The organism is Psychrobacillus sp. FSL H8-0483 (genome assembly GCF_038637725.1).
Taxonomy (GTDB): domain Bacteria; phylum Bacillota; class Bacilli; order Bacillales_A; family Planococcaceae; genus Psychrobacillus.
In genome coordinates, this window is record NZ_CP152052.1 from 2,418,733 (window position 1) to 2,442,550 (window position 23,818).

General features: G+C 36.2%; 22 protein-coding genes and 2 pseudogenes. 5 read left to right on the plus strand and 19 right to left on the minus strand.

The window, feature by feature from the left end; translation table 11 throughout:
* Positions 1–173 precede the first annotated feature (173 nt).
* Entirely contained in the window at positions 174–623 is a 450-nt protein-coding gene (locus MHB48_RS11500; RefSeq protein WP_342598222.1) for a PH domain-containing protein, read from the minus strand.
* 138 nt (positions 624–761) lie between these two features.
* Here MHB48_RS11500 and MHB48_RS11505 point away from each other — a divergent pair, with 138 nt between their 5' ends.
* Together MHB48_RS11505 and spoIIP are read left to right on the plus strand one after the other, a co-directional pair.
* Positions 762–1,316 carry a VTT domain-containing protein gene (locus tag MHB48_RS11505; protein ID WP_342598223.1) on the plus strand — a complete coding sequence of 185 codons (555 nt, stop codon included), beginning with the start codon at positions 762–764 and terminating at the stop codon, positions 1,314–1,316.
* A gap of 80 nt (positions 1,317–1,396) precedes the next feature.
* Positions 1,397–2,242: a stage II sporulation protein P gene (spoIIP, locus tag MHB48_RS11510; RefSeq protein WP_342598224.1), complete on the plus strand. Its 846-nt coding sequence runs from the start codon at positions 1,397–1,399 to the stop codon at positions 2,240–2,242.
* 408 nt (positions 2,243–2,650) lie between these two features.
* On the opposite strand, the gene MHB48_RS11515 is transcribed toward spoIIP, so the two are convergent.
* From MHB48_RS11515 to MHB48_RS11550, 8 genes are all read right to left on the minus strand, one after another.
* The gene (locus MHB48_RS11515; RefSeq protein WP_342601362.1) at positions 2,651–3,190 is read right to left on the minus strand and encodes a YdhK family protein; all 540 of its coding nucleotides are present in this window, start codon (positions 3,188–3,190) and stop codon (positions 2,651–2,653) included.
* Between the two features lie 170 nt (positions 3,191–3,360).
* A complete protein-coding gene (locus MHB48_RS11520; protein WP_342598225.1) occupies positions 3,361–5,787 on the minus strand; it encodes a heavy metal translocating P-type ATPase in 2,427 nt (808 codons plus the stop codon).
* An 84-nt stretch (positions 5,788–5,871) separates the two neighbouring features.
* Positions 5,872–6,081 (minus strand): copper chaperone CopZ, encoded by a 210-nt coding sequence (copZ, locus tag MHB48_RS11525; RefSeq protein WP_340921418.1) that lies wholly within the window; start codon positions 6,079–6,081, stop codon positions 5,872–5,874.
* 14 nt (positions 6,082–6,095) lie between these two features.
* Complete coding sequence (locus tag MHB48_RS11530; RefSeq protein WP_340921422.1) at positions 6,096–6,422, minus strand: metal-sensing transcriptional repressor; 327 nt, start codon at positions 6,420–6,422, stop codon at positions 6,096–6,098.
* 335 nt (positions 6,423–6,757) lie between these two features.
* Positions 6,758–7,993: a DNA polymerase IV gene (locus MHB48_RS11535; protein ID WP_340921424.1), complete on the minus strand. Its 1,236-nt coding sequence runs from the start codon at positions 7,991–7,993 to the stop codon at positions 6,758–6,760.
* Positions 7,994–8,641: 648 nt separating this feature from the next.
* Positions 8,642–8,842 (minus strand): twin-arginine translocase TatA/TatE family subunit, encoded by a 201-nt coding sequence (tatA, locus tag MHB48_RS11540; RefSeq protein ID WP_340921426.1) that lies wholly within the window; start codon positions 8,840–8,842, stop codon positions 8,642–8,644.
* 121 nt (positions 8,843–8,963) lie between these two features.
* Positions 8,964–10,133, minus strand: coding sequence for a ZIP family metal transporter (locus MHB48_RS11545; RefSeq protein ID WP_342598226.1), 1,170 nt, complete (start codon positions 10,131–10,133; stop codon positions 8,964–8,966).
* Between the two features lie 15 nt (positions 10,134–10,148).
* The gene (locus MHB48_RS11550) at positions 10,149–11,162 is read right to left on the minus strand and encodes a multicopper oxidase domain-containing protein (protein WP_342598227.1); all 1,014 of its coding nucleotides are present in this window, start codon (positions 11,160–11,162) and stop codon (positions 10,149–10,151) included.
* A gap of 965 nt (positions 11,163–12,127) precedes the next feature.
* On the opposite strand from MHB48_RS11550, the gene MHB48_RS11555 reads away from it, so the two are divergent.
* Complete coding sequence (locus MHB48_RS11555; protein WP_340921438.1) at positions 12,128–12,457, plus strand: DUF3889 domain-containing protein; 330 nt, start codon at positions 12,128–12,130, stop codon at positions 12,455–12,457.
* Positions 12,458–12,529: 72 nt separating this feature from the next.
* On the opposite strand, the gene MHB48_RS11560 is transcribed toward MHB48_RS11555, so the two are convergent.
* Positions 12,530–13,258 carry a hypothetical protein gene (locus MHB48_RS11560; protein ID WP_342598228.1) on the minus strand — a complete coding sequence of 243 codons (729 nt, stop codon included), beginning with the start codon at positions 13,256–13,258 and terminating at the stop codon, positions 12,530–12,532.
* Positions 13,259–13,412: 154 nt separating this feature from the next.
* Positions 13,413–13,976, minus strand: a complete 564-nt coding sequence (locus MHB48_RS11565; RefSeq protein ID WP_342598229.1) for a GNAT family protein — start codon at positions 13,974–13,976, stop codon at positions 13,413–13,415.
* Positions 13,977–14,440: 464 nt separating this feature from the next.
* Between MHB48_RS11565 and MHB48_RS11570 the strand changes: the two are divergent.
* Both MHB48_RS11570 and MHB48_RS11575 read left to right on the plus strand, forming a co-directional pair.
* A pseudogene (locus tag MHB48_RS11570) lies at positions 14,441–15,215 on the plus strand (Cof-type HAD-IIB family hydrolase).
* A gap of 61 nt (positions 15,216–15,276) precedes the next feature.
* Positions 15,277–15,738, plus strand: coding sequence for a DinB family protein (locus MHB48_RS11575; RefSeq protein WP_342601363.1), 462 nt, complete (start codon positions 15,277–15,279; stop codon positions 15,736–15,738).
* Positions 15,739–15,767: 29 nt separating this feature from the next.
* On the opposite strand, the gene MHB48_RS11580 is transcribed toward MHB48_RS11575, so the two are convergent.
* From MHB48_RS11580 to MHB48_RS11615, 8 genes and pseudogenes are all read right to left on the minus strand, one after another.
* On the minus strand, positions 15,768–16,313 hold the full coding sequence (locus MHB48_RS11580; protein WP_342598230.1) for a GNAT family N-acetyltransferase: 546 nt from the start codon (positions 16,311–16,313) through the stop codon (positions 15,768–15,770).
* 58 nt (positions 16,314–16,371) lie between these two features.
* Positions 16,372–17,412: an NAD(P)/FAD-dependent oxidoreductase gene (locus MHB48_RS11585; protein ID WP_342601364.1), complete on the minus strand. Its 1,041-nt coding sequence runs from the start codon at positions 17,410–17,412 to the stop codon at positions 16,372–16,374.
* A gap of 518 nt (positions 17,413–17,930) precedes the next feature.
* Positions 17,931–19,288, minus strand: a protein-coding gene (locus tag MHB48_RS11590; protein ID WP_342598231.1) for an IS3 family transposase whose coding sequence is annotated in 2 segments (ribosomal slippage) — positions 17,931–18,835 and positions 18,835–19,288 — 1,359 coding nt in all. Because the reading frame shifts where the segments join, the coding sequence is not laid out codon by codon here.
* A 120-nt stretch (positions 19,289–19,408) separates the two neighbouring features.
* Positions 19,409–20,644, minus strand: coding sequence for a HAMP domain-containing sensor histidine kinase (locus tag MHB48_RS11595; RefSeq protein WP_342598232.1), 1,236 nt, complete (start codon positions 20,642–20,644; stop codon positions 19,409–19,411).
* Between the two features lie 117 nt (positions 20,645–20,761).
* Entirely contained in the window at positions 20,762–21,367 is a 606-nt protein-coding gene (locus tag MHB48_RS11600; protein ID WP_342598233.1) for a LysE family transporter, read from the minus strand.
* Positions 21,368–21,408: 41 nt separating this feature from the next.
* Positions 21,409–21,833: pseudogene (locus MHB48_RS11605) on the minus strand (HAD family hydrolase); the annotation flags it as partial.
* Positions 21,834–22,180: 347 nt separating this feature from the next.
* Complete coding sequence (locus MHB48_RS11610; protein WP_340921459.1) at positions 22,181–22,672, minus strand: chemotaxis protein CheW; 492 nt, start codon at positions 22,670–22,672, stop codon at positions 22,181–22,183.
* A gap of 21 nt (positions 22,673–22,693) precedes the next feature.
* Positions 22,694–23,806: a M20/M25/M40 family metallo-hydrolase gene (locus MHB48_RS11615; protein WP_342598234.1), complete on the minus strand. Its 1,113-nt coding sequence runs from the start codon at positions 23,804–23,806 to the stop codon at positions 22,694–22,696.
* Between the last annotated feature and the right edge of the window lie 12 nt (positions 23,807–23,818).

Consider the following 23,818-nt stretch of genomic DNA (forward strand, 5'->3'; position numbering starts at 1 on the left):
AAATTTCCAACACTTATAATTCGTCTTCATGTTAGAATTAATAAGATTGTTCAATATTTTTTCCTATTTTAATTATAATTAACAAGAACAATATGTAAACAATAACTGAAAGTATACACGATTAGATCTCTAAATAAAAAGACCCTTGTTAGGGTCAAATTTGTTTAGACCATTTACTCGAATTCTTGAAATTGTGCATTAGGACATCGTTTTCTTAACTCGGTGATGAACTCTATTTTATCCTTTGGTAAAATCTTTATACTTTCAAGGGTTGCTGATTTGTAAAATAATTCAAGTCCCTTCTCAGACGAGGAGATCCGATAACCAGTGAATCTATCTGTTGTTGGAGAAACCTTTGTTATGTTTTGATACAGAATTTTACTTTTGAATGGTCCGCCTTTAATTAATAGATAATCTTCATTGAAAACATACGTAATAGTATTTGCGTACCACAATATGAAACCTACTGAAATACTAAAGATAGCAGACAAAATAATTACAATTGATAATGATGCTTCTTCATAATTGAATAGGTTGGGAAGCAGTGATATAGCAGCCATTATTAAAACCACTAAAAAAATAAATGTTATAAAAAAGATATCTACTTTTGAACGGAAAACCATTGGTTAATCTCACCTTTCTTTTAGTATTTATACGATTACTTATCCGTTGCAATATTGATACCTAGAGATAGAAGTGAAGATTCCTTCAAATCAATAGAACGATAAGACTAGCTTCAGACGATTGGAGATTAATAACCTATGAATGAATCCATACAGCTCATTCCATTACTGAGCATAGCCCTCAAATTCTTCTTATTACTTATCCTTAACTTAGGCATCGGTGCAATTGGGTTTGTGCCAAGTTTCTTTATCACAGCCATTAATATCAACTCTGTTGGGTTGATATTAGGCTCCATTCTTACATTTATAGGGGAAATTCTCGGTGCACTTATTGGATTTCACCTTTATCGATGGGGCTTTTCTAAAGTTCGTACTGGTTGGATAAATCATTCTATTTTCAAAGCTATCCAAAAGAGCTCACCTTTATTTACATTTATTCTAATTATTTCATTTCGAATTCTACCGTTTGTTCCATCTGGCTTAGTTACTGCGGGTGCTTCATTGACTCCTATTAGCGCATGGCGATTTATGGTTGCAAGTTCTATCGGTAAAATTCCCGCAGTTATTCTTGAAGTAGCTGTAGTCTTTGGGGTTCTCCAAAAATTTCCGATGAATTACTTTTATGTTTTTATAGCCTTTTTAATAATAATTCTAATATTATTACATATGAAAAAGAAAATGAAAATCTCCTAATAGATTTAAGTACTCAGAGCAATTCAATTCAGTTCTATTCTGTTTTCCTCCAACATATAGTTGTTTGAGGTGGATTTAACATGCCAAATAAAGCGAGGATATTAATCGGATTAATTTTACTCTTATTTATTTCACCAATAATGATAGCGACTTTTTCTAGTAAGCCTCAACAAGTAGTAATTGCAGAGCCAATAGAAGATAAGCAAGTCGTTTATGCTTCTGCAACTCAAAATGAAATCCCGAATAGCATAGAACTAATGGAATCCAAAAAAGCATTGTTGCTATTTACGCACTCACATGAAGCTTTTTTACCAATCGTACAAAGTGAGAATGGTCAAACTGCAGTATACCATTCAACCTCCAACATCACTGCTTTTGAAGATATTATAAGAAATCAATTTAGCCTAAACTCGATTGAAACAGAGTTTCTAGCTGTCGACACAATGGCTGAAATGAAAAAAACAAATCGTACTTTTTCACAAGCCTATTCTGTCGTACGCCCTTTTCTAACAGCTCAAATTCAAGAAAATAAGTATGACATAATCATTGATTTACACAGAGACGCTGCAACTAGAGATAAGTCAACACTTACTTACAACAATGAGACTTTTGGAAAAATCTATTTTGTTGTAGGAGAAGATTATCCAAATTTTGCTTTGAATAAATCCTTTGCTCAACAACTCTCCGCTAATTTGAACGAATTGGTTCCTGGAATATCACGCGGCGTTATAGGAAAAAAAGGAGACAATGTGAACGGTATCTATAATCAAGACCTTGCTAATAATATGGTGTTAATTGAACTTGGGGGAATAGATAACACGCAAGAAGAAATTAATCGTACGATCTCTGTTCTTGCCAAAGCAATTTCGAGCGTTTTACAAGAGCAATCTGCGCAGAACACTAATTTGACCGATGTTGGGGCTTGATTTGATAAACCACTTTCTAGAGTCAACACTATTAAATGGGGGCTGTCCCTTAAGTCATACATTGACTGAGAGATAGCCCCTTTTCCAATGTATTGAATTCCGTTCCAGACGGACGCTTTCCGCGGGCATGGCTTCTGTCTCCTCGTCGCTTTCGCTCCTGCGGGGCCTTCAGCTCATGCACCAGCCGCTTCGCTATCGGTGCAGAAAACACCTGCTATTCCCGCTCGAGTCGCCGTCTTTCACTACAATCAATTGCCTACAAAAAATAGTAGTTTTAATAAAAAGTATACAAAAAACAGGTGTAGAAAAAGACTCATTTTCTACATCTGCTTCAATTTATGGGCTTATTGGACAGCCCCTTTTTTGCTGTTGTTTATTTATTTTCTAATAATTTTGAGCTATTAAACTTTATTTAACCGGTGACAATTCACTTTCAGTTACCCATTTATGATTTTTGACTACTTCTCCACCTGTTATCGGAGTGTAATCAACCATATACACTGTCGTTTTTTCGGATGAAACAATTTCGGCAGTTGCACCTTCCATCCCTGGCATATGATTTCCCTCTATCGTAACTTCGGTCCCAGGTTTTAAAGTTTTGTCACCGGCATCTTTAATTTCTTCCTGGATCACCCATTTGTGATTTTCCACTCTTTCTCCACCAGTTGTTGGAGTATAAGAAGTGATATAGGCAGTAGTATCATAAGCCCCAACAATCGTTGCTTCAGCACCTTTCATGCCTTTCATGTGGTCATCTTCCAAAATCGCTTTACTTCCCACTTGGTAGGTTGGATTGTCAGCTACCTTTAAACCTTTTGGAATCTCTCCTGAAGTAGAATGGTTTAAGTCAGAATGAACCATATGCATATTTTCATTTGGCTTCGACACCTCTTTATCACTGGCACATCCGGATAAAACAAAGACATAAAACAAAGATACAATACCCATTACGACTGTCTTTTTCAATATAATCCTCCTAGCATAGTAAGTACTTCATACAATATTTTCCCCTAAATTTACTAATTAAAACAAAAATCGATAGTCCTTTTCATACAATAAATATAAAATCTAAACCAATTCAATAATTGATAAATATACGACCCACGAAAATGGATCGTTTATCGAACTTTTTTCTCCAGTTTTACTCGTTGTAAGCGTAAAGCATTCAGAACGACCGAAACTGAACTAAATGCCATAGCTGCTCCTGCTACCCAAGGTGCAAGTAGTCCTATTGCGGCAATGGGAATTCCTAGTGTGTTATAGGCAAAAGCCCAGAATAGATTTTGCTTAATATTTCGCATCGTTTTGCGGCTCATAATAATCGCATCGGCAATACTGTTCAAATCTCCTCGAATTAACGTAATATCTGCAGCTTCCATAGCGACGTCTGTTCCCGTTCCGATTGCCATTCCGATATCAGCCACGGCTAGTGCAGGTGCATCATTAATCCCGTCACCAACCATTGCTACTTTCTTACCAGCAGCCTGAAGTTTCTTCACTTCTTCCGCTTTTCCCTCTGGAAGTACTTCGGCAATGACATGGTCAATACCTACCTCATTTCCAATTGCTGTAGCTGTACGTTGGTTATCACCTGTCATCATAATGACATCAATATTCATCTCTTTTAAACGTTTAATCGCTTTTTTAGAAGTTTCTTTAATGGTGTCTGCAACTGCAATTAGCCCCGCATATTGGCCGTCAATACTTGCCAACATTGCCGTTTTCCCATTAGCTTCTAATTCTTCCATTAATTTTAAGATATCCGAAATATCTACACGATACTGATTCATTAGTTTTCGAGTTCCTACAAGGATTTCTTTTTGGTTAACGATTGTTTTAACCCCATAACCTGGGATTGCTTCGAATTCTTGAACTATACCAAGTGTAATCCCTCTTTCTTGAATACCTTGAACAATTGCTTCGGCAAGTGGATGTTCTGATTGTTTTTCTGCTGCACCAATTAAAGATAGAAATTCCACTTCATCTACACCATTTGCTACCATCACATCGGTCAATTCTGGTTTACCATTCGTTACAGTTCCAGTTTTATCTAAAATAACTGTATCAATATGATGAGTCGTTTCAAGATGTTCTCCACCTTTAAACAGAATTCCAAGCTCTGCTGCACGTCCTGACCCAGCCATAATCGAAGTAGGTGTCGCAAGTCCGAGTGCACAAGGACAAGCAATAACAAGAACAGCAATCAGAGCTTCTAGTGCTGGGGTGATCTCCCCTGGATTGACCCAAATAACCCAAACTAAAAAGGTGATAATAGCAATACCAATTACAATCGGTACAAACACACCAGATATTTTGTCTGCGAGTCTTTGAATTGGAGCTTTAGAGCCTTGCGCATCCTCCACCACTTTAATAATTTGAGAGAGAGCTGTATCTCTACCTATTTTCGTTGCTTTCATTTTGATAAAACCATTTTTATTGATCGTTGAACCAAATAAAGAATCACCAATTGTTTTATCTACTGGAATACTTTCACCTGTTAACATAGATTCGTCAACAGCTGTATTGCCTTCCATGACTTCTCCATCAACTGGAATCTTTTCACCAGGCTTTACTAATATAGTGTCTCCAGTAACAACTTCTTCAATCGGTATTTCTATTTCCATTTCATTTCGAATAACTAATGCTGTTTTAGCCTGTAGACCCATTAGCTTTTTGATGGCTTCAGAGGAACGACCTTTTGCTTTCGCCTCGAAAAGCTTTCCTAATATAATAAGTGTAATCAGCACAGAGCTCGTTTCAAAGTATAGTTGTGCAGCATGATGTTCACCGATGGTTATGATAGCTTGATAGACACTGTAAAAATAGGCAGCAGATGTACCCATTACGACTAAGACATCCATATTGGCACTTTTATTTCGCAAAGCTTTATAGGCACTTATATAAAACTGCTTTCCGATAATAAATTGAACGGGTGTTGCAAGCGCCATTTGTACCCACGGGTTCATGAGAAATTCAGGCATATAAATAAACGATGTAAACGAAAAATGACCGACCATACTCCACAATAATGGGAGCGACAAAATCGCAGATAAGATAAATTTTCTTTTTTGCTTCTGTATAGCCAGTTCACGGTAATCTACAGCATCCTTCTCATTCTCCTTGTTATGTGCTCCGTAACCTAAATTTTCTACTCGGGCAATAATATCTGCAACGGAAATTTGAGAAGGATTATATTCGACCGTTGCATTTTCGAGTGCCAAATTGACATTTGCTAAGGCTACTCCTTCCATCTTGTTTAGACCTTTTTCAATTCTTGTTGCACAGGCTGCACAAGTCATACCGGTTATTGCAAATTCCTTTTTCTCTTTGGCAACACCATATCCCAAGTCTTGGATTTTCTTTTCTAAATCTTTATCACTCAATTTTTCAGGATCATATTTAATTAATGACTTTTCAAGAGCCAAATTCACATTTGCTTCTTCTACACCATCCAATTTATTTAAGCCTTTTTCAATCCTTGTTGCACAGGCTGCGCACGTCATTCCAGTAATTTGTAGACTTGTTTCTTTTATCTGATTGCTCATTTCAATCTCACCTTCCTCTATATACGGTTAGGGGGTATAAAATTAAGAAAGAAATAGAGTGCCTTAAATAGCACTCTTCTCTATTTATTCAACATCGTATCCTTGATCATCAATCGTATCTTTTATCTTTTCAACTGTTACTTTCTCATCATCAAACGATACATCCACTTTCCCTGATTCTAAGTTCACTTTCACTTGCTCCACGCCATCTAACTTTCCTACATTACTTTCAACTGCATTTACACAATGACCACAGGACATACCTTGCACATTTAACGTTACTTGATTGACCATTTCTGTTCCTCCTATTATTTTCTCATTAATTTTTGAATCGTTATTAATAACTCATCTAAAACTTCCTCATCGCCTTCAGTAAGCCTATCCACAACACAGCCTTTTAAATGCCCTTGTAAAAGTACTTTGGCTACACTGTTTAAAGCTGATTGAGTTGCAGAAAGCTGGGTAATAATATCGTCACAATAGACGTCTTTGTCTACCATCCCTTTAATACCTCGTATTTGCCCTTCAATTCGGTTTAATCGATTCGTTAAATCTTTTTTTACATGTTCAGGATGATGACTTTTTCGACAAGTTATGCCGGATGCAATTATTCCCTCTTCTTTTACATTGTCCAACTAATCAACCTCCTATTCTTAATCACATTATATAGTACCTACCAGGGGTATGTAAAGGGATTTGTTTTATTAACATGAATTTTCTGGATTTTATTTCTTTCCCTAAATCTTTCTCAGATGAGTTTTTTCATTTTGTAATGCTCGAAAAAAATGCATGGATATACGGATAGCCTCTAAAAACAAAAAAGGCCCCCACATCAATTTGTAGGAACGCCATGTTTTATATTGCCTCTTTTAAATAATGTTGACGAAAACCGCTCGCTTTCCTCGAATGAACTGCCAAGCCTCCTACCTCGCAAGCTCGTTGTGGGGTCTTGGCAGCCCGATTTTCATGATCAGTGATCATCTAAAAAATCTTTACTAAAACTCGTTTTGGATTCAAATGAAGGCTTCTTTTTCACCTTAATCCCGCGTTTAATGCTATCTTCTCCAAATTTTGCTTGTAGTTGTTCGACAAGCTTTAGAATCGGTTCTTCTTTTGCATGCTCTTCAAAATTAAAAATGGAAAGCTGTTCAACCGATTCGCCTTTATCATACACATTATTTACTGTGACGCCGAGCAATCGAATCGGATCACCGTTCCAAGCTGCATGAAACAGTTGCAATGCCAGCAGATAGATTTCTTGTTCTTTGTAAAGCCGATTCAACACTGTTTTGCTTCTCGATTTATTTTTCCAATTGGCATCTCGAATATGAATCGTAATCGATCGTCCTGCCAAATTTTTTGCATCTAGTCTAGACTCTACTTTTTTCGATAAGCGCTTTAATACTTTTTCAATTTCTTCCACGTTCGTTTCATCATAAGGCAACGTCGTGGAGTTCCCAACACTTTTCGTATCATATACAGATTCTGGATCCACCGCACGAATGTCTATACCATTGGCACGGTCGGAAAGTCGGACTCCAACTTTTCCAAGCCTTTCTTTTAACACTCCAGGTAGTGCATTGGCTAAATCTCCAATGGTTTGAATGCCAATTTCCGCAAGCTTTTTCGCTGTACTTTCTCCCACCCCGTGCATATCAATGACTGAGAGTGGCCAAAGTTTATCCGCTACTTCTCGTTTGCGTAAAACAGTGATACCCATTGGTTTTTTCATATTCGAAGCCGTTTTAGCTAAAAACTTGTTTGGAGCAATACCGATGGAACTTGGTAAGTCGAGCTCTCGAATCATACGCTGCTGAATGGATTCCGCAAAAGCGACTGCACCTTGCTTCAGTTCCAAATTACTCACGTCCATATAGCCTTCATCGATCGAGACTGGTTCCACGAGCGGGGTATAAGAGCGCAAAATATCAAACATCGCCTTCGATGCTGCTCGGTATAGTTCAAAATTAGGTGGCAATAAAATCAGATTAGGGCATTTACGTTTCGCTTCCCAAACGGACATTGTTGTGTAAACCCCTTTTGCACGCGCTTCATACGAGCAAGTAACTAAAATGCCTCGCCTTTCCTTTGGGTTTCCAGCAATCGCGATTGCCTTTCCTTTAAGAGTAGGATCATGCGCTTGCTCGACAGATGCATAGAAGCTATTCATATCCACATGTAATATGATTCGCCCTTTCTGTTGCATCCTTACTCACCTCATTTACAATTTGATGCATTCTTTAAAATACTTTTCATTTATGTACACTTTATAATGCTTCTCCTTAAATTATATTCTTTTGAAATATCTTTTGCACTATCCCCAGACTTTATATGTACTAATTTGTCTCCTTATTTTCTTCTAGCCCTGTATCAGCTTCCATTTCGGCACATATGGTCCTTTGCGATATTTTTATAAAAGTAAACGAATAATGCCCACCTTTTCTAAAGGTGGGCATACTGCATATTTTATGTAATTTGATTTGGAATACGACAATACGTTGGAATTGCTGATCTTAAACACCCACATAGCTTAGCGTGGTTTCATTTTAGTAGCTATCCAACTCAATTGTTGCGAAATTTCGTGTATAGAACTCTTTTATATTCGCTTCATTTTCCATCTTTAGTTAATTCGAGCCCTCTACCGAGTGCTTGAAGAATAAAACTCCTCTTGTATGATGCATTAGTTTCAACAACCATTGAACCAACATCATACAAGAGGACTCTATCTACTCAGAAAAACTACTATAGTGATAATTCGTGAACCTTTTAGTACTTCTACATGCTGCATCTTTCAAGTCATTACCTATCAATATTTTCCCATGAGTAGAAGGTTAAATAATTTAATTATAAATAATCAATTTATTTTTGAATTTTCTTTTCCTTGTTTTTTGGCAATGTTTTCGTCTTCAGATAAAAGATCCTTTGTTGAGTTTTTAAACTCTCTTAATGTAGAACCAAATGCTTTTCCGATTTCAGGTAACTTTGATGGTCCAAAAACAATAAGAGCAATTACCAAAATCAATAACAACCCTGGAATTCCTAAGTTTTGAATCATGATATCCCCCAATTTTCAAAATTATTTTTTACTGGACTAATATATTCCTATTGAATTATTTATCAAAAATAATCATCTAAATTGATACTCTTCCCAAGCCCTTTTAAACCTCTAGAATCATTTAATATTTAACAAAAAATGCTGTTAAATACATGATTAGTAGTCCAAGCGAGAAGCCACCTAAATTCATCCAAGAAACAGTTGGTTCCAAATGTTTCTTATGTTCGTTTATTAACATTTTAGTTATTACATAAATTACTTGTAAAATGGCACCTGCACCAATTCCTAAAAACAAAGCTCCGAAAATCGGTGAAAAAATGAATCCTCCAAACCAAGTTCCTAAGATAGCAGGAGCACCTGCTATTAATCCAAGTAAGACGAAATCGCGAATGCGAGGTTTTATTTTCAATAAAGGAGCAGCGATTCCTATACCCTCCGTGATATTGTGAAGAGTAAACCCAATGATTAAAAATGTTCCTAGCGCAGCTTCACCTAGGGAAAAAGAAGTACCTATTGCCAAACCTTCCCCAAAGTTATGAAGCCCAATTCCAGCAGCCATTAACAAAGAGATATTGAAAGGGGAAGAAACTTTCTTTTCTTGCTTTCTTTGTTGGTACTGATCAAATCCAATTAATAATAGGAAAGTTAGTAATGCTCCTAGAATTACCACCATATGTCCTTGGAAAACTAAGGGGGCTTCAGCACCAATTTCAAAACCATCAACTAAAGTTCCAATAAATAAGAATGAAAGTAATCCAACCGTAAGAGCAAGGATTGCGTTAATCCATTTTCGAGAGAAACGTTTCATAAACGGATACCATAATAATCCTAACGTAATTGGAATAACCCCTACATAAAAACCGATGAATCCATACTGAAGGAAATTACTCAAACTACTTTCTGGAGTGAGCGTAGCAGCTGCAATGTCACCCTCTGTAATAATCCCGTTTTCGGTAATTAGCTTAATTCCATGTGGATCGCCTTGTACCCATGGATAATTAATGGTTACTGTTCCTTCTTCAAAACGTTTTAATGTTGCTGAAGGAGTGACACTAAAACCCCATATTGAATCATCGACTATTACTTGAGATAGTGTAATTGACTCCGGACCAGTATTACTAATCGATAATTCAAATCCGTCATTTGTTGTCTTTATCTGTTCAATATTTAATACCTCTATTGGTGCAGCAGGGTCTTTTTCAATACCAGCGCCATTTACCATCACCCATGCTACTACTGCTATAAGTAGCAATAGGGGTATTAATCCTGAAATTAACCATTTAACCTTCATTTTAGTGGACCTCCTTTACTCTACTTCGAAAAATCCCATCCAGCCCAATTCCGCAAATTCGCTTACATGAGCATGAAACATATACTTCCCTTTATAAGGAAAACGAACTTCTATTATTCCACGTTCTCCCTGACATTGCATGATTGTATCTGTAAATTGTGAGGGGTTATCGTTTCGGCCTGTTGGATAATACGTAAAATAATTAGCATGTAAGTGGAAAGAATTTAGTAAATCGTATTCAGTTAAATTGCTCAGGTAAATTCGGACGAGCTGATCTTTCTTGATTTTAATAGGATGATTCATAAATGCATTTGCATATCCGTTTACTGTATAAAATTCATTTTCTCCATCTAAATCTAAGTCAAATCCATTCATGACCATGTTCAATTCCATTGCCGGTTCTCTTGGCTTTTTTGGATCAATAATAAAATTACCGTATAATCCTTTATGAATATGTCGTGCTAATGGGAGGACATGGCAATGGTAAATTTGCAATCCATATGGGTTTGCTTCAAACTCATACGTGAATTTTTGTCCGGGATAAATGGAATCAAGTCCATCCATTTCTGGTGGGTGAATTCCATGAAAATGGATGGAGTGAGGATGACTTCCACCATTCGTAAAGTGAAACCGTAGAAGATCCCCCTCCGTACAACGAAAGGTCGGTCCAGGAATCGTTCCGTTATATGTCCATCCAGGAAATTTAATTCCTTTAGCAATTTCGATTTCCTTATCAATCGCGATGACATCATATTCCCTTAATGTTTGACCATTTGGTAGAGTACTCACTTTTCCATAGTCAAACGCAGTAAGTAACTTTTCAGCCATTAAATAGCCTTCAGTTTTTGATAGATCCTCAATGTTATTGCTGTGATTCATGTGATTGTGATCATTCTTGTTGTGTGAAGCCGCATTTACAGTGGGCGTAAGTCCTGAAATTGTATTTAAAAAATAACTCCCCGCTAATCCAATAACTCCTGCAGATCCTAACTTCAAAATGTCTCTTCTTGTTAAATTGCTTTTGTCCATCAGTTTTTTACCCCCTCAAAAAAGTTTCCTTCAGGAAAATTAAAAGTATTTAATAACACTTTATTCGATGGGACAAATATTTGTCAATACATTTTTTTATTTATTTATTTTTTTTTTTTTTAAGTTATCCTGATGCAAAAACTGTTAAGTGTTATGCATCCGATAAATAGGAATACAATTTCGAAAGGATTTTCAACTGGAAAATAAGATACATCGTGGGCTTGTATGAAATTGTTAGGGAGAATGAATGAAAAAAGGGGCTATCCTTAAAGTAATATATGACTGAAAGATGGTCCCTTTTCCAATGTATTGATTTCCGTTCCAGACGGACGCTTTCCGCGGGCATGACTTCAGTCTCCTCAGGCCAACACGATGTTGGTCACAAAGGCGTTGCCACACGAGGTGGCGTTCATAGCCTTTGTTCCTTTGTTTGCTCCTGCGGGGCCTTCAGCTCATGCACCTGCCGCTTCGCTTTCGGTGCAGAAAACATCTGCTATTCCCGCTGGAGTCGCCGTCTTTCACTACAAACAATTGCCTACAAAAAATAGTAGTTTAATAAAAAGTATACAAAAAACAGGTGTAGAAAAAGACTCGTTTTTCTATACCTGCTTCAATTTATGGGCTTATTGGACAGCCCCTCTGATTATACAAATACCATTATCAAGATGCCTTTCTTGTGCAGGTTAATGTTTTACACAACATTCATAATGAACAAAAGCCCATAAGGTAAATGAATCCCGAGGAAGCTTATTTTTTCCTAAAGAAAAGGAAATTTGAGTTCATATCTATACGGGATATAGGAACGGAAAAATAGTTTCGTTTAAAAAGAAATACATTAACTGGTCAATTCGCTCCGCAGATGTTAGAGGCCTTATTTCGAAAAGTTTACCGTCCTATTATTTGATTCAGTATAGAATGATTTTTAGCAAATTACTCATCCTATAAAAAAGGAGATGAAATCTATTATGCGGAAAATCTTTATTGTATTTGGAATTTTTATTACAGTTAATTTAGCACCAACACATATCCCAGCTATTGCTCCTTCACAAAAGGAAATTCCTGCCTATGCTGAGTGGGGAAAGCTCGCTATGAAAGAAACACAAGCAAAATATCCTAATGCGAAGATTATTGACTACCTGCATGAAGGAAGAGAATCTAAAGAGGATTCGACAATTGAAAAGTTTAAGCTATGGTTAAAGGATGGGGACAAAGAATTCGGTGTTTTTGTAAGAATTGAGTTTATTACCGAAACTGAAAAAGTGGTTAATATTGAATTTCAAGAAACTTCTAGATAATCTATCACGGTCGTGTCCAAATACATTTTGTTGTTGTTTCCTCCATTAGCCATTATACTGTTGTACTGATTATTAATTGTTTTCAGGTTCATCCTGTTTGAATGTAATGGACTTTGACTTTGCTTTATACATTTGTCCGTCCCAAAAGTAATCAATAATCAAATGACCAAGAATACCTCCATAAACACTGTTATCACGTACTACATAAGCATTGATCTTTCCTTTTAAGGTTCCATTTTCAATAGAATATTCTATGGTGTCGGTACTGACAGATGGATCACGAGGATTAGTGAAATTATACTTGGAAATATCGATTTTATATTCCTTTTTATCTGCAAGAATATTCACAATATTTCCATGCTTTTCTATTTTTACAAGGCGATTCATGGTCAAGTTGGGTTGCTCAATTGGAGCCTCTTCATATCTTCGGTACGGATCTTGTATTTGATTTAGGATATGAATATCCTTAAGAGGCTTTCCAATTCCAGCTTTATCATTATTTAACACAATGATAACATCTTCTAACGTGTCATCATTTATATCTACGTTATATAATGCTGGATCGTACTTTCCATGGTACCAATGGGGAAAGTTATAAACTAATTCACCTCGGTCACCAATTTGAACGGTAAAATTTCCATAATCCATCCAGCTTTTTTTATCGGCTATTAAGTAAATTCTGTTATACCATATTTCGGATGGTATGCTTAAGAGCACCACTCGGTCACTTGCATCATTCTTTTCCAAATTCATAAATAACATCAATAGTATAAAAAAACTTGGATTAATTTTGTTTATCATACTAACTCTCCTTTAGTCCTTAAGGTTCCCAATTGGTAGCTAAAAAAACAAGTCAGTATGAATTTTAATAAATCCTTATTTCACTAAACTGCTTCTTTAGTCGAGTAAGAAAAGTTGTCGCAGCGACCTACTTTAGAACACTTGGCCACGAAATTTAAACAAGTCTATAAATAAGATTGAAATCTTCTTTTATGATGGAGTACATATATAAATCATCGAATTTACCACATGTAAATTCATAATGTCTCAGCAAGCCTTCTCTTCTAAATCCTTGCTTCTCTACTAGTTTTTGTGATGAAAGATTAGCAGGTTCAATTAAAGCCTCAATTCGTTCTAAATGATAGTGATGATAACCATACTTAACAACGGCTTCCAATGCTTCACTTGCTATACCTTTTCCCCAGTAATCTTTGCTTAATTCATATCCAATTTCAGCTCGGGAATGTTTTGTAAGCATATTAAGAAATCCACAACTTCCTATCACCTTACCAGAATCTTTTAGTGTAATCCCCCATCTAATACCTGTGCCTTCTTCGTATATAGATGTATACCAGTTAATTTCATCCCATGCATCTTTTACAGTTTGGAAGGGTTCTAACCCCATAGGTTTTACAACATCTATATCCGATAGATATGTAAACATATCAAATGCATCTTCTTTTTTTACTTCTCTTAAAATTAATCTACTTGTTTCAATTATTGGAAATTCTTTTTCCATTATTTTTTTCTCCCCTCGTGAATTAATAGAGTTAAAAAAAACATTGAAACAACCAATTATCTTTAATTAACTAATTCAATCATTACTTAATTTAAACTATTAATCAACGCTCTTTTGCGCCAAGACACAAAATATTGTATTAATGCTAATCTGTAAGTTTTCAAATAGGAATAGAGTAATCAATCCACATCTAAAACTTCAACGCTTGCAACTGAAAGTTCAGTTGGAAACGCTTGACCTAGTCAGCCTTATTGCAACTCGCATGGGTAGACCTGCTTCCTAGTACAAAAGTGGTTTTATTCAAATATTTTCTCTGGAATATTTTCGAAATATTGCGAGATATTAAATTCACGTTTATAGTATTAGCATGGGGTAATATTTGTCGGAGTATTTCATTAACTATAAGTTTATTAATAGTTACAAGCTACATACTTTCCTATAGTTGATTTTTTAAGGGGATTTTTATGGATTATAAAATTGTTTTTTTCGATGTAGATGGAACTATTACACACCATGAAGATGGAAGTATTTCGAATAATACCAAAGAAGCTATAAAATTATTAATAAACAAAGGAATAAGAGTGGTAGCGGCCACCGGAAGACCTTTTTCCATGTGCAAAGAAATAAGAGAAATAGGAATAGATACTTTCATCACAGCAAATGGTGGGTATGTGAAGCACGATCAAAAGGTGATTCATAAAGTTCCGATGGATAAAAATTTAATGCAAGAAGTGTTTAAATTTGCCTTAGCACAGAATCATGGACTGTCATTCTTCACGGAAGATTTTTGCATGAATGGGGTTAAAGATATTAAAATACTAAAAGCATTGAAGGAAACTTTGTCAATAAAAGATTACCCTCCAATAAATCAACTGATTTATCAACAAGAAGTGTACTTAATGTGTTTGTATGACTACTGATGAAGCGGTTGAGAAATACATACATAAATTTCCGCAGCTAACCTTTAAAAGATGGCACCCTTTCGTGTTAAATGTATTACAAGAAGAGGTGTCTAAATCTTTAGCCATTATGAAAGTTTTACAGTCTTTTGATATTGATAGATCAGAAGCTATCGCATTTGGTGATGGAGAGAATGATATTGACATGCTGGAATTAGTAGGACTTGGTGTAGCCATGGGAAATGGGAATGAAAAATTAAAAAGTGTTGCGGATTTCGTTACTAAAAAGTCAAGTGAAGACGGAATCGAATATGCCTTAAAAAAGTATGGAATCATTTAAGCATTAACTAAAGACATTTTACAACATATTCATTACTTTGGGAGCGATTAGATTGATAGATATGTTTCTGTATAATTGGCAAATCAGAGAAGATTGGTTTAAATGGTGTGAGACAATTTCAAATGAAGAACTCACAAAAAAACGTATCGGTGGGATGGGAAGCATTTTACATAATTTATTTCATGTCATTGATTGCGAACAAATATGGGTTAATCAAATGCAAGGAACACCTGTTATCTTGCAAGATATGAATAAAATGTTGAACCTTCACGAGGTTAGAGCATTTTCTAATTTAACACAACCAGTTACACAGAGCTTTATAAAATCATATACTTCTGAAGTTGAGGACAGAATTTTGGTAATTAAAAGGAAAAATGGTACTACGAGATCACTCTCATACGATAAAATACTTAGACATATCTTTTCACATGAGATCCATCATATTGGACAATTATCTGTTTGGGCTAGAGAAATAGGATTGAAACCTGTCTCTTCTGATATTATTTTTAGAGAATTAGATTAAAAACGTTTATTTAATTGTTTAATAAGGCATCATTCATTAAATCTTCCCATAACAACGGTGTTGTAATATTGACCGTCTGAAAGGATTTTGTCATTCTCTAAGATGCCTTCTGTTTTAAAACCAAACTTTTTATAGAGTTCTATCGCTTTGTTATTTGTTTCTAAAACATTTAAAGTTATTTTATTAATTCTGTTTGAATCTGACCAAGAAATGGATTCTTTTAAAAGGTTTGTTCCAATACCGAATCCCCAATAATCTTTTAATACACAGACTCCAAATTCTACTTTATGCGCGTATCGTTTCAAGAGGTTTCCTTCACATCTTGAAAATCCGACAATCTTGTCGTTCATAACGGCAACCAGAAAAAGGTTTCTCTTATTCTCCGTATCGGTTTTGATTAATTTCTCAAAACCAGGTGTGTCTATATATCCTTCCCCTTTTTCTCTATCGAGGTTTTCAGTCTCTCCATCAATCTGTAATCTGATTTCAGACAAATTCTTTGCGTCTTTATTAATTGCAGATCTTACTATGTAGCTTACTCCGTTAACAATAAATTCCTTTTGATCCATTTTCATCTTTATTCCCTCCACTAAATAATTGTTTACCCCTTTTTTAAAAACGAAGGAGAACCTCTCATGAATTACTCATAATAAAAGGGATTAAATAATCAGCATCCTTACTCACTCCGCATATTAATGCTGAAGCCCGCTGATACTGCCAAGGTAAACCAATAAAGTATAATCCCTTAATCGGACTTATTCCTCTCTGATGAATAGGGTGTCCACTTGGTGTAGTGACTCCTTCAATATTAATCCATTTATAAGAAGGGACAAAGCCAGTTGACCATATAATGACATCGAAATTCATGATACTGTTATCTTCAAATGTTACTGCTTTCCCTTGTATATTTATTACCCTTGGCTTAATATTCATTTCTTCCTTAGCTATTAATTTTTTGAGCTCGTAGCCAAAGATTGGGTCGCTTTGTTTTCTAAACCATTTTCCTTTACTTGTATCAACTCCTGCATATAATAAACCAACAAGTTTTAACCAACTAAAAATAGTTTTACCCATAATTTGAACTGGTAAAAACTTAAATGGATGGCTTACCGCCAAAGTCACTTCAGTTGATTGTGCTAACTCAACCGCAATCTGCGTGCCTGAATTACCACCTCCTACAACTAATACAGAACCTTGAGGTAATTGATTGGACGAGGTATACGAAGAAGAGTGAAGGTGGAACACATCCGTATTACCTTTGTCTATCACAGCAGGAATAAAAGGTTTTTGAAATGCGCCAGAAGCAATAATTACTTGTTTACCTTCCATTACCCCGTGATTGGTTAATACTTCAAAAGCCTCTTTTTTCTTTTTAACTTCCATTACAGAGGTATCGAGCTTTATCCGTAGATCAAAATGAGTTACATATTTCTCTAAATAATTTGCCATTTCATCTTTTGTTGGAAATCCTTCCGGTGAGCCATCCATAGGTAATGAAGGTAAGGAGCTATATTTACGAGGTGTAAACAATACCAAAGAATCATAGCGTTTTCTCCAAGAATCCCCCACCCTTGATTGTGAATCTAAAATAACGAAGGAAATTCCTTGTTGTTTTAAAGAATAGCCCATAGCTATACCAGCTTGTCCTGCCCCAACCACAACAACATCATAGATCTTCATATCATCTAGTCCCCCAAATCTACTAAATCTCAACCTCCAATTAATTATAGGTTTAATTTTCCATAAATTAAAGTAAATAAATCTCCTTGTAAAAACTTCTGAAAAATAACTTGCCCCATAAGAAAAAGACTTTGGTACTTATTTAATACGCAAACCAGTAGTCCAAGAACCAACTTATACGATTACTTAGATAAGAAAAAGGGCTGTCTCCTAAGTCATTTAGTGACTGAGAGATGGTCCCCTTTTTTCTATGCACTGATTTCCGTTCCAGACGGACGCTTTCCGCGGGCATGGCTTCAGTCTCCTCGTCGCTTCACTCCTGCGGGGCCTTCAGCTCATGCACCTGCCGCTTCGCTTTCGGTGCAGAAAACATTTGCTATTCCCGCTGGAGTCGCCTTCTTCCACTACTATCAAACACCAACAAACAATAGTGATTTACTAAAAAAGTATACAAAAAACAGGTGTAGAAAAAGACTATTTTGATCTGACCCAAAAAAGTTAGACATATTTAGTTAAGCAACTTCTAAGACCTGAGTTCGGTACTCCACCGGGCTTAGGTCTTTTAATTTTTCCTTCATTCGTTTGTGATTGTAATAGTGAATATAGTCTTTGAGTTCCTGTTCAAAATGTGCCATGGATTCAAACTCTTGTAGATACAGGAGTTCAGATTTTAATAAGCCAAAGAAATTTTCAATGACTGCGTTGTCCAAACAATTGCCCTTACGGGACATACTCTGCATTATCCCATGTTGTTTTAATGTTTGTCGATACTTTTTCATTTGATAGTGCCAACCTTGATCCGAATGAAGAATGACTTGATCACTTGATTGAAGGCGCTCCAATGCTTGTTCTAGCATATCATGGACTAGTTTGTACACTGGACGACTCATTACTGTGTATGCAATGATTTCGCCATTGCATAAATCAAGGACGGGTGATAAATAGCGTTTCTCACCAAATAGATGGAACTCTGTCACGTCTGTTACCCATTTCTCGTTCATTTTTTTCGCTGTAAAATCGCGTTGCAATATGTTTGGGGCAATTTTTCCGACGTTTCCTTTATACGAACGGTATTTCTTCATGCGGACTTCACATTTTATGCCAATGGCATTCATCAAATAATTAATCGTTTTAGGATCATAATGAAAGCCGTATTTTTTCAGTTCTTTGGCAATCCTACGATAACCATAACGTCCCTTATGTTCAAGATAAATGGACTGAATTGCGACTTTCACTTCAGCGTATTTATCAGTACGATTCAAACGCTTTTCCCAGTAATAATACGTACTACGTGGAATATCAGCGACTTTGATTAATTCCACTACTTCATAGATTTCCTTTAGTTCATAAATTACTTGCGCTTTGATTTGATTGGTAATTTTTCTTGCATTTGAACTAAAGTATTCAACTTTTTTAAGTACGCATTCTCCATTTCTAATTGTTTAATACGTGCCTCTAATGCCTCAACAGATCCTTCAATTGGTGTTGGTTTCGTTGTTTTTTTTGTTTCTTTTTTCATGGATGGACGCCCCTTTTTCTTAGAAACAAGGGCATCATAACCACCAACCTCAAACTTCATTTTCCAATTCCGAATCATGCCAGGAGATGAAATATTAAATAGTGCAGCTGTATTAATCGAAGATGTACCTGTCTCGTTCATATAATTAAGTACATTCATTTTATAGTCAGCTGAATATTTTGTATAGGACTTTAAGAAAGTCTCTACACCATTTTTTTGATAGCGGCGAACCCATTCATTTACAACACGATCTGTCACTCCGATATCTTTTGCGATTTCAATCATAGATTCATTTCCATTTAAGTATCGTTGAACTGCTTGAATACGTTGTTCAGCCCTTACTTTTGCCATAAAAAACCCCCGTAAAAGTTAGATTGGTGTCTAACTTTTACGGGGCAGTTCATTTTTTCTATACCTGTTTCAATTATGGGCTTATTGGACACCCCCCCAGTTATCTTACAGTCTGAATAATTAGGTCGGAATCTTTATGGTAAATGTCGTTCCCTCGCTTTTTTTGCTTTGCACATCAATTTTCCCTTTTAATTTACTTATCGTCCCAAATACCATTAGCATACCTAGACCAGTACCTTCAGTTTTTGTGGAATAATAAGGCTTCCCTAATTGAAGAACCTCCTCTTTCGACATCCCTATCCCTTCATCCTTCACGCATATTACAATATTCTTTTTTTGCTCAAATACTCGTATCGAAAGGGTACCTCCCTCTTCCCTCATTGCTTCTATGGCGTTTTTCAATAAGTTGATCAAACATTGCTTCATCTGATTTTGATCATATTTTGTCATGAGGGTATTTGAAAATTGATAGACAATTTCCACATTATTTAATTTGGCATATGGCATCAATACATTCCTCACATATTCCATTTCTTCCTTTAAATTAGAGTGAACCATATGTACGGATTGAGGTTTAGCGAATGCAAGGTAATCATTTAAAATAGTTTCCGCTCGAACCAACTCTTTTAATGCAAATTCTATATATACTTTATCTTCTGGAGTAATGGTTTTTGATACCTTCAATAACTGCAAAAAACCATTCGTCACCGTAAGAGGATTTCGAATTTCGTGCGAAACACTTGCAGAAAGTTCACTCATCACATGCAGCCTTTCTGCACGGAGGAAATTTTCTCTTTTATTAAAATTGGAAATTATCTTTTCAATCATACTTAGATTTATAGCAATAACAATTGCATGAGTAGTGAGTGCATAAAAAGCAAGCGTCCAATATTCTTTCGTCAGTTCATCAAAAAAGGACAACAGGGTAAGTAGATAAAATAGCATTGTCATAAGGGCTACCGTGACCCCTGTCATCATTCGTTTATTTGTATTGTATCCAGTAAATTTTTTGCTTAACATCGGCACTGCAATAAAAATCACTGTTGAAAAAACAAATGATTGAAGCAAACCCTCTCCACCAATAAGCAATCGATAAATATTTAATATCACATACATTGGAAATACACGTTTATATCCACCATATAGCGCAACTAAAATGAATGGTACATAACGTAAATCAACAATAAACCCAATTTCCAACTTAAAAGGATAAATCATACATAAAATCATTGAAATAGAGGAGAAAAATGTGATATATAAAGACAGAAACTTGTTTTGATAACTGTCAAAAAAGATCACAACAAGAAGCACTGGGAGTATTAAAAACAAAATATTGATTAAAAAAGTTTCTAGCAATGGAATTCCACCTCTTTCCTCTTTCATCGTATTGGAAGAATCCATCTTTTCAGGTAAACAGATATAACATCTGAATCATCGAAAAACGAACTATCATTCTATTAAATATTAACTAACTTAAGAAACAAGGTCACGTATTAACCAACATGCAGTCAAAAAGATAAAGATGGCTGAGCATTTATTGATAATGCCCAACATTTTCCCTGACCCATCCAATCGTTTGAATATACTACCAGCTACTGTTAGTCCGATAAACCAACACCATGATACGAAAATACAGGTTACAGTAAAAATGACTTTTTCTGTACCCGCATAACTTAACGCACTTGTACCAATGACACCAATTGTATCTAAAATGGCATGTGGGTTCAGTAGAGAGACGGAAAGAGCAAAAATGATTTGCTTCTTGATCGATAAGCCTTCCGTATTCCCATGCAATTCTGGTTTTGCTTTCCACATGGTGAAACTCATATAAAGAAGAAATAATACACCAGCACTCATTAATAGCATTCTCAATTGTTCTACCTCACTTACAATAACTGATATACCAAGAACTGCAAGTAAAATGAGGAATGTATCGGAAAGGGAGGCCATAATTGTTGCTGGCAGCGCACGTACAAGACTTTTTTGCTGTGCTCCTTGTGAGAATACAAAGACGTTTTGCACACCTAAAGGTAGAATAAGCCCAAAAGCTAATAAAAAACCGTGTATGAATGGTTCCAATTTATACATCCCATCTTTCCATTTCAATAATATGAAAGCACTTAATCACTTAACATTTGATAGAGTTCATCTAGTCTATGTATTTGATAGGTCGGAACCATTTGAGTATCATTCATTTTCATTTTCGGATTATACCAGCATGTATCGATACCTGCAAGCAAACCATCGCTTATATCCGCACTTAGGGAATCATCTATAATCAATGCACTTTCTACAGAAAAATTAGGAATGCGAGCAAAGCGGTTTTGGAGACACCATTCGTTATAATATACAAGTCATATTTGTGTTGGAGGTCGGCAATTAATTTAATGGCCCCTTCCACAAGCTGATGTCCCTCTTCCAAATAACTTCGGTATTGTTTATCCAATAGGGCTACATAGACCTCTTGACCGTATTCTTTCAATAAAAGAGATAACCGCTTATTCACTACCTCATCCCGATTGATGCTGCCTCCTTCAAAAGTTCTCCTTATTAAGCTTACCCTACACACTGAAAAGTGGCTGTCCGATAAGCTCATAAATTGAAGCAGGTGTAGAAAAATGAGCCATTTTCTACACCTACTTTTTATTAAAACTACTATTTTTTGTAGGCAATTGATTGTAGTGAAAGACGGCGACTCCAGCGGGAATAGCATGATCTGAAGGCCCCGCAGGAGCAAAAGCGACGAGGAGACAGAAGCCATGCCCGCGGAAAGCGTCCGTCTGGAACGGAAATCGATACATTGGAAAAGGGACAATCTCTCAGTCACTATATGACTTTAGAGACAGCCCCTTTTCTTGTTGAAATAATTCCTGCGCTGAACGCTATGCAGAGCTATTGCTTTGTTGCTTCTAAAGCTTCTTTTTTAGCATTTTCTAAGTACGACTGAATATCCTTAATTCCTTCCAATGAACGAACTAAAATAGAAGGATCCACAATGGTAATCATGCGATTCTCTAAATTCGCAACACCCGTGAAGTATTGTGTTTTGGAATAGTTCATTAACCCAATTTGCTTTAAATCTTCCGAGGCGATATCGAGAATCTCTTTTGCTTCTTTTACAAGAATACCAATGGACATATCTTGTGTATGCAACGTAACAACGCGTGCAAGCTCATTGTCTAAACCACTGCGATTATACAGGATTTGTTCGAAGTCAATAATCGGAACAAGCTCCCCTCGAATTTTCATTAGACCGATTAAATAGTTTGGCAAATGAGGAATCGGATTCACTTGATCTAATTTTTCAATAGACACGACATGCTCGATTGGAACTGCGTAGTCTTCGTTTCCACATTGAAATACAACTACTTTTTCACTAGTCAATAACGGCACCTCCTATACGGGTTACTCTGCAGCTACTTTCACAATTTCCACAAGTAAATCTGCAAGCTTTTCTAACTCTACAACAGGCATACGTTCATTTGTTGTATGAATTTCCTCATAGCCTACTGATAAAATAACGGTTGGAATACCAAACCCAGCAATGACATTTGCATCGCTACCTCCACCACTAGTTTTTATATCGGCAGTTCTTCCAATACTTTCAACTGCGCGTTTCGCAACTTGTACTACTTGGTGGTCTACTTCAAATCGGAAGCCAGGATACATCAATTGTGTTTCCGTTATTGCTTTTCCTCCGAATTTTTCGGCTGTTTCTGCAAACGTTGCGACCATATGTGCCACTTGGGCATCTAATTTATCTTGATTGATCGAACGAGCTTCTGCTAATATATGCACTTCATCACAAACGATATTTGTCGCTTGTCCACCTTCAAAACGGCCAATATTTGCCGTTGTTTCCGAGTCGATACGACCTAATTTCATCGCCGAAATTGCTTTAGAAGCAAGTGTGATAGCTGAAATACCTTTTTCAGGAGCTACACCTGCATGTGCCGTTTTCCCTGTAATCGTTGTCCAAAGCTTTGCTTGGAAGGGAGCTGCAGTGACAATACCGCCAACTGGACCATCACTATCAATGGCATATCCATATTTAGCTGTTACTAGAGCAGGATCCATTTCTTTTGCACCGACTAAACCACTTTCTTCCCCAGCTGTAATGATCACTTGGATGTCTCCATGGGCAATCGACTGCTCTTTTAAACGGCGAATTGCTTCAAATAAAGCAGCAATTCCCGCTTTATCGTCTGCTCCTAAGATCGTTGTTCCATCCGAATAAATATAACCGTCCTCTTTCAAAATAGGTTGAATCCCTTTACCTGGCACTACTGTATCCATATGAGTTGTGAAATAAATGGTATCCGTATCAGCTTTCGTACCTTTAAGCGTTGCAATTAAATTACCTGCACCGTGACCCGTTCTTTCTGCAGAATCATCCTGCATAACAGAGAAGCCCATTTGCTCCAATTTATCCATTAGAATCGGCGCAATTAATTGCTCATGCTTTGTTTCCGAATCTATTTTTACTAATTCAAAAAATTCTTCTATTAATCGATTCATCTTGTGTAAAGA